General features: G+C 61.3%; 16 protein-coding genes. 13 read left to right on the plus strand and 3 right to left on the minus strand.

The annotated features are described in order from the left end of the window. The first annotated feature begins 438 nt into the window (after positions 1-438). Positions 439-759 (plus strand): DUF736 domain-containing protein, encoded by a 321-nt coding sequence (locus N2602_RS08690; RefSeq protein WP_260382366.1) that lies wholly within the window; start codon positions 439-441, stop codon positions 757-759. Between the two features lie 93 nt (positions 760-852). On the opposite strand, the gene N2602_RS08695 is transcribed toward N2602_RS08690, so the two are convergent. Both N2602_RS08695 and N2602_RS08700 read right to left on the minus strand, forming a co-directional pair. Continuing rightward, positions 853-1,620: a hypothetical protein gene (locus tag N2602_RS08695; protein WP_260382367.1), complete on the minus strand. Its 768-nt coding sequence runs from the start codon at positions 1,618-1,620 to the stop codon at positions 853-855. Between the two features lie 6 nt (positions 1,621-1,626). Then, positions 1,627-2,700, minus strand: coding sequence for an MBL fold metallo-hydrolase (locus tag N2602_RS08700; RefSeq protein ID WP_260382368.1), 1,074 nt, complete (start codon positions 2,698-2,700; stop codon positions 1,627-1,629). A gap of 150 nt (positions 2,701-2,850) precedes the next feature. On the opposite strand from N2602_RS08700, the gene N2602_RS08705 reads away from it, so the two are divergent. After that, positions 2,851-3,576 (plus strand): hypothetical protein, encoded by a 726-nt coding sequence (locus N2602_RS08705; RefSeq protein WP_260382369.1) that lies wholly within the window; start codon positions 2,851-2,853, stop codon positions 3,574-3,576. Positions 3,577-3,690: 114 nt separating this feature from the next. Further along, a complete protein-coding gene (locus N2602_RS08710) occupies positions 3,691-4,815 on the plus strand; it encodes an XRE family transcriptional regulator (protein WP_260382370.1) in 1,125 nt (374 codons plus the stop codon). A 130-nt stretch (positions 4,816-4,945) separates the two neighbouring features. Here the strand turns inward: N2602_RS08710 and N2602_RS08715 are convergent, their stop codons facing one another. Next, positions 4,946-5,197, minus strand: a complete 252-nt coding sequence (locus tag N2602_RS08715; RefSeq protein ID WP_260382371.1) for a helix-turn-helix domain-containing protein — start codon at positions 5,195-5,197, stop codon at positions 4,946-4,948. Between the two features lie 162 nt (positions 5,198-5,359). Here N2602_RS08715 and N2602_RS08720 point away from each other — a divergent pair, with 162 nt between their 5' ends. From N2602_RS08720 to N2602_RS08765, 10 genes are all read left to right on the plus strand, one after another. Beyond that, positions 5,360-5,632, plus strand: coding sequence for a DUF2285 domain-containing protein (locus N2602_RS08720; protein WP_260382372.1), 273 nt, complete (start codon positions 5,360-5,362; stop codon positions 5,630-5,632). A gap of 166 nt (positions 5,633-5,798) precedes the next feature. Then, entirely contained in the window at positions 5,799-5,993 is a 195-nt protein-coding gene (locus tag N2602_RS08725; RefSeq protein WP_260382373.1) for a transcriptional regulator domain-containing protein, read from the plus strand. Between the two features lie 166 nt (positions 5,994-6,159). Further along, positions 6,160-6,570: a DUF2285 domain-containing protein gene (locus N2602_RS08730; protein ID WP_260382374.1), complete on the plus strand. Its 411-nt coding sequence runs from the start codon at positions 6,160-6,162 to the stop codon at positions 6,568-6,570. A 133-nt stretch (positions 6,571-6,703) separates the two neighbouring features. Continuing rightward, positions 6,704-6,985 (plus strand): AlpA family transcriptional regulator, encoded by a 282-nt coding sequence (locus tag N2602_RS08735; RefSeq protein ID WP_260382375.1) that lies wholly within the window; start codon positions 6,704-6,706, stop codon positions 6,983-6,985. 22 nt (positions 6,986-7,007) lie between these two features. Beyond that, positions 7,008-7,889, plus strand: a complete 882-nt coding sequence (locus N2602_RS08740; RefSeq protein WP_260382376.1) for a replication initiator protein A — start codon at positions 7,008-7,010, stop codon at positions 7,887-7,889. Positions 7,890-8,178: 289 nt separating this feature from the next. After that, positions 8,179-8,643, plus strand: a complete 465-nt coding sequence (locus N2602_RS08745; protein WP_260382377.1) for a DUF2840 domain-containing protein — start codon at positions 8,179-8,181, stop codon at positions 8,641-8,643. Then, positions 8,640-9,152 carry a S26 family signal peptidase gene (locus tag N2602_RS08750; RefSeq protein WP_260382378.1) on the plus strand — a complete coding sequence of 171 codons (513 nt, stop codon included), beginning with the start codon at positions 8,640-8,642 and terminating at the stop codon, positions 9,150-9,152. Before N2602_RS08745 ends, N2602_RS08750 begins: the two co-directional genes overlap by 4 nt. A 155-nt stretch (positions 9,153-9,307) precedes the next feature. Beyond that, positions 9,308-10,030, plus strand: a complete 723-nt coding sequence (locus N2602_RS08755; RefSeq protein WP_260382379.1) for a lytic transglycosylase domain-containing protein — start codon at positions 9,308-9,310, stop codon at positions 10,028-10,030. A 500-nt stretch (positions 10,031-10,530) separates the two neighbouring features. Next, positions 10,531-12,294: a DUF3363 domain-containing protein gene (locus N2602_RS08760; protein WP_260382380.1), complete on the plus strand. Its 1,764-nt coding sequence runs from the start codon at positions 10,531-10,533 to the stop codon at positions 12,292-12,294. A 36-nt stretch (positions 12,295-12,330) separates the two neighbouring features. Further along, on the plus strand, positions 12,331-14,316 hold the full coding sequence (locus tag N2602_RS08765) for a conjugal transfer protein TraG (protein WP_260382381.1): 1,986 nt from the start codon (positions 12,331-12,333) through the stop codon (positions 14,314-14,316). The last annotated feature ends 2 nt before the right edge of the window (positions 14,317-14,318 follow it).

A 14,318-nucleotide genomic window follows, 5' to 3' on the forward strand; every position in this document is an offset into this window, starting at 1 on the left:
TCAAGCTTGCCGGCATTCGGCCTGGCCCACGCAGCCGCGACACGGCGATGTTATCTCGATCGGTTCTTGGGAGACGATGCCGCCCTTTGCAGGAGATTGTTTCTGTTTCCCCGCTGAATCGTTCCGGCCTCTTGTTCATCAAAGCCGAGATAGCCAGGCTTCTCCAGATATCGTGGTTCAGCACGCGGACGCACGTGGCCTCGTTGATGGCTTGATCTGGCCGAAGACCGGCTACGCCTCGATCGTCTGAGCCGCAACGCCGTTGATGCGACTTTCTTCCCCTGGGCTTCGCCCATTCCTCGCGAGACAAGAAAGTCGCCACAACGACGTCCTCCGCTGCGCTCCGGCCCGAGCGGGTGCGTCGCCGATCGTCCTCGGCCCTAGATCGCCATCGAGGCCGCGGTGGTCGCGGGCTCGAAACACAACAGGAGAAGTGACATGGCTAACATTGGTTCTTTCAAGAAGGTCGGCAACGAATTCCAGGGCGAGATCGTGACCCTGAGCCTGCAAGCCAAGGGCGTCCGCATCGTCGCCGAGACCAGCCGCTCCAACGACAACGCTCCCAGCCACCGCATCTACGTAGGCCGGGCCGAGATCGGGGCCGCCTGGTCGAAACGTTCCGAAGAAGGGCGCGACTACCTCTCGCTCAAGCTCGACGATCCCTCGTTCAACGCGCCGATCTACGCGAACCTGTTCGATGACGAAGGTGGGGAGGGCTACACCTTGCTCTGGTCGCGGCCGCGCAAAACCGGCGAGTAAGGCGCCCACCAAGCCCCGTCCGACCAAATCGGGCGGGGCTTCTAAAAGCCCGCCTACAATCTTTACGTCGTGCACCGAAGAATGCATCCGCGCTTAGGATCGATCCATCGTCGCCAACAAGACCTCAGCGTACTGCTCTGCGCCGGCCTTCACCCAGGCGTCGGTGACAGCGCAGGCCCAGGCGAGGCAAGCCAGAAGGTCAAAGATAATCGAGCCCCAGATTGCCGGATTGGCCGCCTCACGGAGCTTCGTCACGAAGGGCCGGACGTCGCCGAGAGTGTGGGGCCAGGACTCGATCTCCAGCCCTATGGACGTCAGCGAGGCAAGCAAGGCGATGACGGCGCCGAGAAGACCAAATGCCTTCATTCCTCGCATATTGCGTCGAAAGCCGTATTGGGCGTTTTCCTTGTCAACCAGCGACGCCTTCCCGCGGACATGCTCCTTCAACCATTTGATAGCCGAGGCGTAGGCTGCATCAGCCGCATCTGGGTTTGAGCGCTCAGCGGCCGGAGAAGGCAGCACCAGATTGGGAGCGTGATGCCGGAGGTAACGGTGATACCGATCTCTCGTGTGGGGATCGAGCCGGCTCGCGTGACGCAGCAGATAGGTGGTCGGCCAACCACCCCATTCTTGCAACAAGCGGAGCTCAACCCGCTTCCCGCGGCTGCGTGCGATTGAGCTCACCCAATACAACAAGCCGCATGATGTCGCGATCGTCAGCAAGGTAGAGCCGATATGGGAGGTCAGAAGTTCGGGAAACCACGCCAGCGCCGTCACCAACGGCGCGAAGATCGTCAAGAGGGCCGGAAACAGCCGCGCCTGTCGGCTGTAGCTGTCGAAAAGGTTCTTGAGGTCCTCCATGTCGGCTCAGGCCTCCTGGTCTTCCGGATAAGCCACGGGAATAGCCGCCGACCAGCCGCGGTTCGGCGCTCCCTTGTGCGTCCGCTTGCCCTGGCCTTCTGTTGTAAGCACCTTGCCACCGCGATGAATCATCGCTCGGACAACCGACTTCCGTGGATGATCCGGGTCAGCTGCAGCGGAACTGATGATTGCAGTGAAAGTGCTCGGCTGACCACTTGCGGGCAAACGTGGTCCCAGAAGCTCATCAAGAAGCTGCGTGGTTACATTGTGCCGACCCCCATGATGCGGCACCTGAAAGCGATCAATGCCGGGCAGGACAAGCCCGATATAGGGCGCATAGTCGATCACCTCTCTCAGGCCAGCCCGCCCCGTATCCCCGGTGAGCATGATGCGCTCCCCGTTGAGCAGCGCATACTGAACCACGCTCATCTCGTTCTCGGCGCTGGTGTCTGAGCCCGGAAAATATTCGTCGCCCCAAGCGGCACGCACCAGTGCCGTCGCCTGGCGTGCAGCATCGACGATGAAGCTGGTCGCCTTCGCGAGCAAGCCATCCTCGGCGCCTTCAGGCGTCTTGTTCGACTCGACGACCAGGTCCTTGAAGCGCGCCGGCGTCGGCGCCATCACATGGAAGGCGCCGATGAGCGCGCCTTGGAACGGCTCATAGATCGGGATGCCGCGCTTGATCGCAATATCTTCGAGCGCGGCGAGGTTGCTGTAAGCCGAACGAAGGCGACTGCGGAGACGGTCGACGTTGTTGTAGGTCGGAAAGCGCGGCAGCAATTCCTGGGCGTACATCCACGGCCGCAGCATCCAGAGAGCGCCGACATCGAAGCTCTCGAGCACGGACTGCAGCCCGCCGGCATGGTCGCCGTCATTGTGGGTGCAGACGACGTTGTCGATGAGGATGGGATTGCCGTAATACTTGTTGATGTGGTCGACCACCGACTGGCCGGTCTTCTGATAGCCGCCATCGACCACGTGGATGCAGGTATCCCCGCCGAGCTGATAGCGGAGGCAGATGGCGTCGCCGCTGTCTTTCGCTTCGACGTCCAAAAAATCGATCTCAAAAAAATCCGACAAAGGAACCCTCCGCGGCTGTGGACAGACGGCCGCTAGGACAGCCGCCGCGCTGCTGGGGAGAGCGTTATAGGGTATAATCGACCGATTTTTCTTGCTTTGCGCAAAATTTTTCGATCAAAATCGTGTTATGTGCAAGAATCGAGGAACCGCATGATCGCTCCCCTTCGCCTCCGGCTGCGCCGCGTGTTGCCGAGTTCTTTGATCCTTGATCTTGAGGATCGCATCAAAGCCGATGCGCTACAGGCGCACGAAGTCGTCCGCGACGGCTTTGAAGGGCTGACGCCGGTGCGCGCCCGCGCCATCGAAGGCCAGGCCCGTTTCCGCATCTGTGAGCAGGGCTTCGAGGAAGTCTGCGCCGAGCACGGCGGCCACCTGCTCGAGGGCGGCGTCATCCCGAAGACGGATTTGCGGGTGCACCAGCCGTTCATGCGCTTTGAGCATGAAGGGCAGGGGGTCATCTTGGCGCTGGCCAGCATGCCGGAGAGCGGGATGCTGCCGGCGAAGAACAAGTCGCGCCTGGCGGGCGTGACGGTCAACTACGAGCTCTCGCTGCGACTGGATTTCGACGGCAAGGGGCCGAAGATCGGCGACATCTTTGTCACCCTGTTGGTTGCCCGCGATCGCGAACGCGCCGGCAAGATCGAGGAAATCGCGGTCGGCGTGATCGAGTCCAACTACGAGGGATTCCTTTACTACGAGGACGTAAACTCGTTCCTGGCCGGTGACGGCGATGTGGAACCGGATGCTCCGGCGCCGACGCCCATTGCGCCGCCGACGGTTGACCAACCGAAGGTTACGTTGAAGAAGGGTGTGAAACCGTTTGTGCCGCCTGAGGCACCCTCGGTCAACAATGAGGAGGGTGATGCCCAAGGCTGATTTCTCCTTCGGGCAAAAGCAACGTTCGACATTGGTGAATAAATGCGAGTAGGGACCCCCGGATTCGTGCCGGCGCGTCTGACCGAAATTCGGGCAGCGCGGCGGCTAACAAGTATGTCCGCATTGGCGCGACGTCTTGGCGTTAATTCGAGCAGCGTCACGCGCTGGGAAGACGGCACCAGCGCGCCGGACGCCGACGCCATGGCCGCGCTGACGGAGACGCTCCAGGTTCGCCGGGAATTTTTCCTTCGTCCAACCTACGAGAACGACAACGCTCTCTTCTACCGCTCGTTATCCTCGACACTTGTTCGTGACATCAATTACCAAGAGTCGCAGCTGCGATGGTTGCAGGAAATCAGCTCGATCCTGCAGCACTATGTAGACTTCCCGGCGGTCGATATTCCCGATGTGCTCGCTGGCGCAAGCTACAAGCAGCTGCGCGACGAAGATATCGAACGTATCGCACTTGATCTGCGCAGACATTGGAAGATCGGCGAGGGACCATGCACGGATATGGTCGCTTTGCTGGAACGAATCGGGGTTGTCGTCGGCTCGATTGAAATGGGCACCGCCAAGCTTGATGGCGTTTGCACCTGGTCTGCATCAGAGGGACGGCCGCATATACTCTTGGCGACCGACAAGATGTCATTTCCGCGCCGCCAGATGGATGCGGCCCACGAGCTAGCGCATGCCGTTTTGCACAGGCACGTCTCTCCCGAAGAGCTACGCAAGGACCTCAAGCAGATCGAAGTGCAGGCTTTCCGTCTCGCAAGTGCGTTCTTGTTGCCGTCGACCACTTACCCACGCGAAGTAAAGCGGCCGTCGCTCGCCGTGCTGGAGACCTTGAAGGAGCGATGGCGCGTTTCCATCAAGGCGCAGATCAAACGGCTCAAAGATCTCGAACTTATTCCCGAAGGATATGACGTCGATCTGTACAAACTCTATTCCGCCAAAGGCTGGAATCGAGAAGAGCCACTTGATTGTGCCTGGCCACTTACAGAGCCTCGCATTCTCGCAAATGCCTTGAATCTCATTGCGGATGCGGGCGTTCGGACGAAGTCTGATTTGCTTGCGGTCGAATTCACGATGTCCGCCGGCGACATCGAAAATTTGGCTTCGTTGCCCCCCGGTTGGTTTTCTGCGCCTGCGGCTGAAGTTGTTCAACTTAAAGCGCCAGCTGACCGTGAAGCGCCCTTCGAGCGAGGGCAAGGCATCGTCGTCCCCTTTGCACGGAAGTAGATCTCAGCCGATCAATGAGTAGACAGTCTCGCTAGCTCCATGTCGCGCTTCCATGCGCAACACTGGTTTTGTACCCGTCGCTAACACCTTCGAACTGTTCCGAAGCGACATAGCGACGGGTGCAAATCAATCATCGTCGTTTGCCAAGTCTTGGTCGCTCGTCTCGTACCTCATCATCGGGCAGGACTAGATCGACATGACTAACGCCCAACGTGCTGGCGAGTTCGAATAGAGTGACGACAGTTGGATTGCGACGGCCACGCTCGAGGTCACTAATGTACTGCTGGGTGAATCCGGACACTTCGGCGAATTTCTCCTGCGTGAAGCGCTTCTGCTTCCGCAGTCTTGCGAAATTCCGACCGACCAACTTGCGCATGTCCATGGGCGCAAATTGCGTCTTTACATACTAAGAGGTTTATCTCCTATAGTATGTATTCCGACCTGGCTGCTGGCCGGCTAGTCCGCAATGAGGCTAAAGTGAGACGTGCGGACGATCTCGGCCAACCAGGGAGGTTAGAATCATTCGCTGTTTGTTGGGATGCTTATGACAAAACCGCAACTGGATCCTGACGTCGCGGATGTCGCGCCGGACGAGCCGGCGCTGTCGGCTTATGACGAACAGCATGTCGTCACGTATATGCGCCTTCTGCAGGCGGAAGGTGAGGGGGCAGACTGGCGCGAAGTGGCTCGATTGATCTTGCATATGGACCCAGAGCGAGAGCCGGACCGTGCGCGGCGCGCATATCAGAGTCATCTTGCGCGCGCCAAATGGGTGACGGAGCAAGGGCGCCTCTTACGCGGCACTGGCTTGAAATAGAAGAAACTTGGCGGCCGGCGACTTGCGGGCAGAACTATTTTCTTTTGCTAACCAGTGGTCATTCTGGAGCACCACGTGGTGCCAAAGTAGGGGCTTCCTACAACCGTCTCGTTCATACCTATTGCGCCGCAATCGTTGTTAGCAGCGTGCAATGGGGACGGAAGCAATGCCTGAATTCGACTGGCGGTCGCCGGAATCCTACAAGAGCCTACAAGACGCGGAAGTCACCGACATCGCCTGGGAATGTCTCCGCCGCAACGCCGACTATCGGCGTGAGTACGAGGTGATGATTGCCAACAGTCCGAACGGCGAAGTGACCGAGGAATTCAGGAAGAAATGGGGTATCTGCTTTCGCCCATGACCCGCAGAGGTCCTTTGACGAGCAGACGATCTTTTGGGCGCCTGAGGTTCTAGCGGCGGTCGTTCCGGTCAAGGTTGTCTCGATCGCCGATCGCAGTTCAGCGTCTCGACCTCTGCTCGACCTTTCAGCAGGTCAGGTGCGGTGCGCCGCCGACGGCTGGCACGCCGTGCTGCGCATCGGTGCAGTGGATCACCGTGTCTGGTCCAAGGACCCGCCGGTGCTTGGCGCGAGATATGCAGCCGAACTGCCATTCAATGGCGATTTTGAAGCGCGCGCCTATGCCGCCCGGCGGCTCTGGCGCGTGATGAATGGACGCGCGTCCGGTCCAGCCTTTCACCAACTGTCTAAACAGCGGCGCGAGCGCCTGAGCGCCGCTATTCGCGCGCTCGATGCGCACGGCGTTGGCGGTAGCTATCGCACGACCGCCGAGGCGCTGTTCGGCAAAAAGCGGATCCCCGATCGCGCCTGGAAGACGCACGACCTGCGCAATCGAACGGTTCGCCTGGTACAGGGCGGCCTCGCTTTGGTGCGCGGAGGCTATCGCAAACTTCTTCGTCCCGGGCGCAGGCACGAATAGCCCTTCCGCCGAGGGGTATCGAAAATCGTACCCCCAATCTTCGGCATCCCCCTCCGAGGGCGTGCTTCTCCATGATGACCGCATACACGCCGACGCCGCCATTTACGGCGCGCGGTCATCCTGGAGTTCTCAAATGCCCGATCCGATGGCCGGTCTCCCCCCGCGATTCCTGCGTACACCTGAGGCCGCTCGATATCTTGGCCTGTCCGGTCGCACGCTGGAGAAGCACCGCACGTACGGTACTGGACCGACGTATCGGAAGATCGGCGGACGTGTCGTCTACGCCGTGGATGACCTGAAAGCGTGGGCTGATCGCGGCGCCAAGACGTCGACCTCCGATCCCGGCAAGGGCACCGTGCTGCCCGCCAAGAAGCAGCCAGTCCTGCGCCCGTATGCGGGCCAGGAACGTCGCTGATCGCCGTGCGAGTGCAGTGGTCATGCGGCGCAAACAGCATTCCGAGCGCGACCAGCTTGAGCTCTTTCGGGCGTTGCCCGGCGATCTCGCGCCGCGCGACGCGCAGGATCTGATGGCCTATCCGTTCTTTTCGCTGGCGAAGACCAGGCGGGTTGTGCCGATCGATTTCCGTGCGGGTGCGATCGCAATTCGGGTCGAAGCTGTGCCGGAACACGGCATGGCGACCATCTGGGATGCAGACGTTCTGATCTGGGCTGCTTCCCAGATCGTCCAAGCCCGTGACGCCGGCCTGAAGACGTCGCGCCTGATGGCTGCAACGCCTTACGAGATTCTGACGTTTGTCGGCCGCGGCACCAGCGCACGCGACTATGACCGGCTGAAGGCTGGTCTCGACCGACTTCAGTCAACGACCGTGATGACATCGATCCGCCAGCCGACAGAACGGCGGCGGCATCGCTTCTCCTGGATCAACGAGTGGAAGGAGATGGCCGATGCAAATGGTCGCCCATTTGGGCTCGAGCTGATTTTGCCGGATTGGTTCTATGCCGGTGTGATCGATGACGCGCTCGTGCTCACGATCGACCGCGCCTATTTCGATCTAACGGGCGGACTTGAGCGCTGGCTCTACCGTCTCGTGCGCAAACATGGCGGCCGCCAGGACGGCGGCTGGAGCTTTGACCTTGTGCACCTCCATGCCAAGTCCGGCATCCTCTCGCCGCTCAAGCACTTTGCTTACGACGTCCGTCAGATCGTCCAGCGCCAGACATTGCCCGGGTATCGGCTCGTGCTCACGCGCGATCCGAACGGCACCGAGCGCCTGAACTTCGCACCAACGCCTGTCGATCCCTTAACGGCACGCCTGCGTCGGCGCGGTCTCATTCGAAATTCGGAGGACAACCTGTGAATCAGCTCGTGCTATCGGGGACCGCAACCCTCGTGCTATCGGGGACCCGATCCTCGTGTTATCGGGGACCGGAATCGAGCTTAAGAGCTTGTTTCTTCGCGCTTTCCGGCCGCTCTAACTTTACTAACCAGAAATCCTTCGGATTTCTTCTAACGGAACAGACAACAAGCCCCATTGGAGGCGGCCGGCAAGGGCGGGCCATCAATCCTGCTTGCCGGCAGAAGGCGTGCCAGTCCGTCACCGCGCCCAAAGCTCACGGCTCTCCGTTCCAGCTTCAGCGAGCGGTGGCATGAGCGATCTCACCGAAGTGGAAGTGGTGTGGCTTGAGAAGCGGATCGAAAACCGGATTCGGTTCGGCCGTATCGTCAAGGAACGGAAGCTTGATCGTCACCGGCGGGTGCTGTCATTCGCAGCCGGCAGCGTCTTTGCCTTCGTCCGATGGACCTCCAACGACTTTGGCACGATCATTTCGCGGATCGATATCCTGCGCGCGGTTGCGCCTGGGCAGCGCTGCTCGACCGTCCCCTATGTGACACCCGGCGGAGAGATTCTGCTGCGCTTGTCTGGCTGGCCGAAGGTCGAGCGCGTGCTGCAAATGATCGACGCCGTCGAGGCCCTCGGCATCGAGCCCGCTGACGTCGCCCCCGATCATTGGCATCACGTTCACAACCGTCTGTCCGTCAACGAGAACCCGCGTCCGTATACCAAAGCACGCCATCAAGCCTGGCTTCACCGTCAGAGGGTGATGCGATGACGGGCCGACTGAAGACACTGGCAGCGACGTTTGGGACTGCTGCTGCGCTCAGCGCCACAATGGTCCTGGAGCCGCTTCCGCTCTACATCTGGAACGCATCCGCGAGCGTGCCGATCGGTCTCTATCGCCTGCGACCGACGGAGCACTTCCATGTCACCGAGCTGGTAGCCGTGCAGCCGCCGGAGCCGCTCGCGACCTTCCTTGACCTTAACGGCTATTTGCCGCTCGGCGTCCCTATGCTGAAGCGGGTGCTTGCCCTGCCGGGGCAGAGCGTTTGCAGAACCGGCCTCACGATTTCGGTTGATACCATCGCGGTCGGCGAGGCGAAGGATCACGACAGACGAGGCAGGCCGCTGCCGAAATGGCAGGGCTGCCGCGTTGTTGGGGAGGGCGAGCTCTTTCTCATGAACTGGCAGTCGGACGACTCTCTTGATGGCCGGTATTTTGGATTTCTTCCGGCATCGGCGGTAATCGGCCGTGTGCTCCCGGTGTGGACGTGGGAGGAGTGAACTTGCGTGTTCCACGTGTTCAGCTCGTCATTCCTCTGTGTTTCTCCGTCCCGGCCAATGCCCGCAAAGCGGTCGCGCGCAGCGGCCGTCCAGGGCGGCCGAAGGGCCGGCGCCAAGCAGCTGTACCAAGGAGCGGGGCGAGTACGACCGCATGCTTGGTTCGGCCCGGCGCGCGCATTTGGGCCTTCGCTTCGCTGCTGCTTATTTGCGCTGTGCCGTACGATGCTGCTGTCGCCGAGAGCCGAACGGTCGCGACTCGAGCGGTCACTCAAACGAGCAACCCATTCGCTGCTTTCATCGACGAAGCCTCAGAGCGCTTTTCAGTTCCGGTGAACTGGATTGGTTCAGTCATCACCATCGAAAGTGCTGGTGACGTGCACGCCAGATCGCCAAAGGGCGCAATGGGCCTGATGCAAATCATGCCGGCGACTTGGGCGGAACTTCGCGAGCGCTATAAATTCGGGAACGAGCCCTACGATCCGCGCGACAACATTCTGGCCGGCACGGCCTATCTGCGCGAACTGCTCGACCGATATGGTTCGCCTGGCGTGTTTGCCGCATACAACGCGGGACCAGTTCGGTACGAAGAGCATCTCGCGGGCGGCCCATTGCCAGACGAGACGCGAGCATATGTGGCCAAGCTTACAATTCGGCTTGGCATCGAGTTGCCTCCCAATTGGACTACCGGCCCGCAGTTATCGGCAGCTGCAACGATGTTCGTCGCGCGATCCGATCTGACAAAAGCACGCGATCGATCGCCGGTGCGCGTGCCTTCGAGCGGCGCCACGACTGCAATCTCAGTGCACGAGGTGTCGCGCATGGTCCCTCGGTCTATTGGCGTGTTCGTTCCTCGATGGGATGCGGGAGCACCACAATGATCAAGTGTGCAGGTCTGCATGCTGATGCCATACGGGCGATGCCTTCGGCCCGCGCTCTACTCGTCGCTTCGCTCCTCACCGAGCCACCCTACGGGTGTCTCGGCCCTTCGGGTAACGATCGCTATCGCAAGCGCTCGGAAACAGTGGGGCTTCGCAAGTCAACTGCCAAATCGTGGCGGCTTGTTTTGCAATGAATCGGCAACCACCCGACGTGTTCCGGCAGCCGCTGTTGGAGGATCTACTGCAATGACCCGAACTGCATTTTGTCGCAAATCGCCGCGAGTACCGAGAGGCTGTTGGCTTGGATGCAGCGACCGGGAGAACACGACGGCAGGACGGCGAGATAAAAGGGGCTCGCCGGTCGAACCGCAAGCCATTGGCATGGCTTGGGTTCTGGCGTGCCGGTCGGTCGGGGCGCGTGCCGCGCTTTGCATTTTGACGAATTCAATCAAAGGCTTTTTCGGCACCATGTGCGCTTTTGATCTTGGGGAGGCCCTGCCGTGAGCGCGGGCGACAGCGATCTGCGTGTTCGGCCCGGACGCATTCGCAGTACCCGCGCGCCGAAGCAAAAGAGCTTTATCAACCAGGTGCTGCGCGCCGCCAAGAAAGCAGGACACACGCCACGTCAGGGGGCCGCGGGCAGGCGTTCTGCGGCGTATGGACGCTCGACGTTTGGCCGCGGCAGGCTATCCTTTAGCCGCGCCAGATTGTTCAGCCCGACGCGCCGCGTTGTGGTGAAGGCGCGCGTGGTTCGTCATAAAGGGCGAATCTTCCGTTCAGCACCACTGACTGCCCATCTCTCTTACCTGAAGCGCGACGGCGTGACCCGGAGTGGTGAGCCGGCCAAGATGTTCGACGCCGGCAGCGACCGTGCCGACAGCGCGGCTTTCGCAGAACGCTGCAAGGACGACCGGCATCATTTCCGGTTCATCGTCTCGCCCGAGGAGGCAGGCGAGATGACCGACCTGAAGGCCTTCACCCGCGACCTCGCCAAGCAGATGGAGATCGATCTCGGCACGCGGCTCGATTGGATAGCCGCCGATCACTGGAATACGGACAACCCCCATATCCATCTTCTCGTTAGGGGAGTCGATCGGGAGGGAGCCGATCTCGTGATCTCCCGCGACTACATCAGCCAGGGCCTGCGCTCCCGCGCCGAGGAACTGGTCGCCATCGAACTGGGTCCGAAACCGGAGCATGAAATCCGCAATTCGCTGGAGAGGGAAATCACGGCAGAACGATGGACGCGGCTTGATCGGGAGATCCGGCTGGCAGCAGATGAGACTGGCTACATCGATCTCCGCCCCGAACATCCCAGCGGCTCCGATCCCGAGATACGGCGCCTGATGATTGGTCGCCTTCAACACCTGGAGAAGATGGGTCTTGCTGCCTCGGCCGCACCAGGCGATTGGATGGTAGGGCTTGAGGCCGAGCGTAGCTTGCGCGACCTCGGCATGCGCGGCGACATCATCAAGACCATGCACCGTGCCTTCACCGAGCGTGGGGAAGCGCGCGGCGTTGCCGACTTCGTCATCGAGGGTGGACGGCCGACAGCCCAGATTATCGGACGGCTGGTCGACCGCGGATTGCATGACGAACTGACCGGCGAGGCCTATGCCCTGATCGACGGAACAGACGGACGGGCCCACCACGTGCGCTTCCGCGGCGTCGAGGCCTTCGAACATGCACCGCCGGTCGGCGGGATCGTCGAAGTGCGACGGTTCGGTCAAGCTGGCGAGCCGAGTCCCACCGTGATGCTTGCGACCCGTTCCGATCTCGATCTCAGTGCGCAGGTCACCGCGAAAGGGGCGACCTGGCTCGACCATCGCTTGGTCGAGCGCGATCCGATGCCGATCGCCATGGGCGGATTCGGCCGCGAGGCCCGCGATGCCATGGAAGCTCGAACCGAGCATCTGATCCAGGAAGGTCTGGCACGGCGCCAGGGACAGCGCATCATCCTGCAGCGCGACCTCCTCAACACGTTGCGCCGGCGCGAGCTGGACGAGGTGGCCGCAAAGGTCTCGGCCGACACGGGGCTAGCTCATGTGGCGGCCGCGTCCGGGGAACACGTGGCAGGCACGTATCGCCAGCGGCTGACCCTCAGCTCGGGACGCTTCGCCATGATCGATAATGGGCTCGGCTTCCAGCTAGTGCCGTGGTCGCGCGCGCTCGAAAAGAGGCTCGAGCAACACGTCAGCGGCGTCGTGAAAGACGGCGGTGGCATCGAATGGGGCTTTGGCCGCAAGCGCGACCTCGGGCTCTAGCAATCTCTGCAATTCAGCTGCGGAAGGACGTTCGGGATGTCGGGAACCAAGATCCTCTGGGGACAGGTCATCGTTGTCGGCCTGATCGTCTTGCTCGCCATCTGGGGAGCAACCGAATGGACGGCCTGGCGGCTTGCCTATCAACCGGAGCTTGGGCGGCCATGGTTCAAACTCTTGGGCTTCAAGGTCTATTACCCCCCGGTCTTCTTCTGGTGGTGGTTCGTCTACGATGCCTATGCGCCTCAGGTCTTTGTTGAGGGAGCCTTCATAGCGGCGTCGGGGACCTTCGTTTCGATCGCGGTGGCGATCGGCATGTCGGTCTGGCGGGCGCGCGAGGCCAAGAACGTCGAGACCTATGGCTCGGCGCGCTGGGCCGGTGCGGAAGAGGTTCGAGCGGCCGGACTTCTCGGTCCCGATGGTGTGGTGCTCGGCAAGCTCGACCATGACTACCTCCGCCATAACGGACCGGAGCACGTCCTGTGTTTTGCGCCAACGCGATCGGGCAAAGGTGTCGGGCTCGTCGTTCCCTCGTTGCTGGCCTGGCCCGGTTCGGCCATTGTGCACGATATCAAGGGCGAGAACTGGCAGTTGACCGCCGGCTTTCGCTCTCATCACGGCCGCGTCCTGTTGTTCGATCCGACCAACCCAAAATCCTCGGCCTACAATCCGCTGCTCGAGGTCCGGCGTGGGGAGTGGGAGGTGCGCGACGTCCAGAATGTCGCCGACGTCCTGGTTGACCCCGAGGGTTCACTCGACAAACGGAACCATTGGGAGAAGACCAGTCATTCGCTCCTGGTCGGCGCCATCCTCCATGTTCTCTATGCCGAGGCGGACAAGACTTTGGCTGGCGTCGCCGCTTTTCTCTCCGACCCGAAGCGACCCATCGAGGCGACGCTGAAGGCGATGATGACCACGCGACACCTTGGCGAGCAGGGCGCTCATCCCGTGGTCGCTTCGACTGCGCGCGAACTCCTCAACAAATCGGAGAACGAACGTTCAGGCGTCCTGTCCACGGCGATGTCGTTCCTCGGGCTGTACCGCGATCCCGTCGTGGCCAAGGTGACCTGCCGATGCGATTGGCGGATCGCCGACCTGATCGCCGATCACCGACCGACGACGCTCTACCTGGTGGTGCCTCCCTCCGATATTTCGCGGACCAAGCCCCTCATCCGTCTGGTGTTGAACCAGATCGGCCGGCGCCTGACCGAGGACTTGCACGCCCGCGATCGTCGACATCGAGTCCTGATGATGCTTGACGAGTTCCCGGCGCTGGGGCGTCTCGATTTCTTCGAGTCCGCACTCGCCTTCATGGCGGGGTACGGCATCAAAAGTTTCCTGATCGCGCAATCGCTCAATCAGATCGAGAAGGCCTATGGGCCCAACAATGCGATCCTCGACAATTGTCACGTCCGAGTCAGCTTCGCGACCAATGACGAGCGAACCGCCAAACGCGTGTCCGACGCCTTGGGTACGGCGACGGAGATGCGCGCGATGAAAAACTATGCCGGGCACAGGTTGAACCCCTGGCTGGGGCACCTCATGGTCTCTCGGCAGGAGACGGCGAGACCGCTGCTGACCCCCGGCGAAGTCATGCAGCTTCCGCCGATGGACGAAATCGTGATGGTGGCAGGCACGCCACCGATCCGGGGGAAGAAGGTGCGCTACTTTGAGGATCGGCGGTTTAGCGAGCGGGTCTTGCCGCCGCCCGATCCGGCGACATCCGGTCGGTCATCGCGAACGGACGGATGGTCAACGGCCGGAACGCTGAGACCGGTGCCACTTCCAACTGACAGAGCGCAAGGAGAGGAAGACACGGCAAACAGCGGCCTTCGTCGCGAGCCCGAACTCCCCGATCACGTTGCGATCGCAAAGGAGACGACCGAGCCGACGCCGGCAGAGGAATTTGCCGTCGTTCTTGACGACGACGAGGATGCAGTCCGCCAGTCCCAGCTTATGCGTCAGCAGATGCGCGGCGTTGCCCGTCAGGTCGCCATGGACCCCTACGATGGTATGGAGCTCTGAGG

The organism is Bradyrhizobium sp. NC92 (assembly GCF_025200865.1).
GTDB lineage: Bacteria > Pseudomonadota > Alphaproteobacteria > Rhizobiales > Xanthobacteraceae > Bradyrhizobium.

Excerpts from the sequence above, each read along its gene's own strand:
- N2602_RS08690 (WP_260382366.1), top strand. The coding sequence starts at position 439 with ATGGCTAACATTGGTTCTTTCAAGAAGGTCGGCAACGAATTCCAGGGC.
- N2602_RS08695 (WP_260382367.1), bottom strand. The coding sequence starts at position 1,620 with ATGGAGGACCTCAAGAACCTTTTCGACAGCTACAGCCGACAGGCGCGG.
- N2602_RS08705 (WP_260382369.1), top strand. The coding sequence starts at position 2,851 with ATGATCGCTCCCCTTCGCCTCCGGCTGCGCCGCGTGTTGCCGAGTTCT.
- N2602_RS08710 (WP_260382370.1), top strand. The coding sequence starts at position 3,691 with ATGTCCGCATTGGCGCGACGTCTTGGCGTTAATTCGAGCAGCGTCACG.
- N2602_RS08715 (WP_260382371.1), bottom strand. The coding sequence starts at position 5,197 with ATGGACATGCGCAAGTTGGTCGGTCGGAATTTCGCAAGACTGCGGAAG.
- N2602_RS08720 (WP_260382372.1), top strand. The coding sequence starts at position 5,360 with ATGACAAAACCGCAACTGGATCCTGACGTCGCGGATGTCGCGCCGGAC.
- N2602_RS08725 (WP_260382373.1), top strand. The coding sequence starts at position 5,799 with ATGCCTGAATTCGACTGGCGGTCGCCGGAATCCTACAAGAGCCTACAA.
- N2602_RS08735 (WP_260382375.1), top strand. The coding sequence starts at position 6,704 with ATGCCCGATCCGATGGCCGGTCTCCCCCCGCGATTCCTGCGTACACCT.
- N2602_RS08740 (WP_260382376.1), top strand. The coding sequence starts at position 7,008 with ATGCGGCGCAAACAGCATTCCGAGCGCGACCAGCTTGAGCTCTTTCGG.
- N2602_RS08745 (WP_260382377.1), top strand. The coding sequence starts at position 8,179 with ATGAGCGATCTCACCGAAGTGGAAGTGGTGTGGCTTGAGAAGCGGATC.
- N2602_RS08750 (WP_260382378.1), top strand. The coding sequence starts at position 8,640 with ATGACGGGCCGACTGAAGACACTGGCAGCGACGTTTGGGACTGCTGCT.
- N2602_RS08765 (WP_260382381.1), top strand. The coding sequence starts at position 12,331 with ATGTCGGGAACCAAGATCCTCTGGGGACAGGTCATCGTTGTCGGCCTG.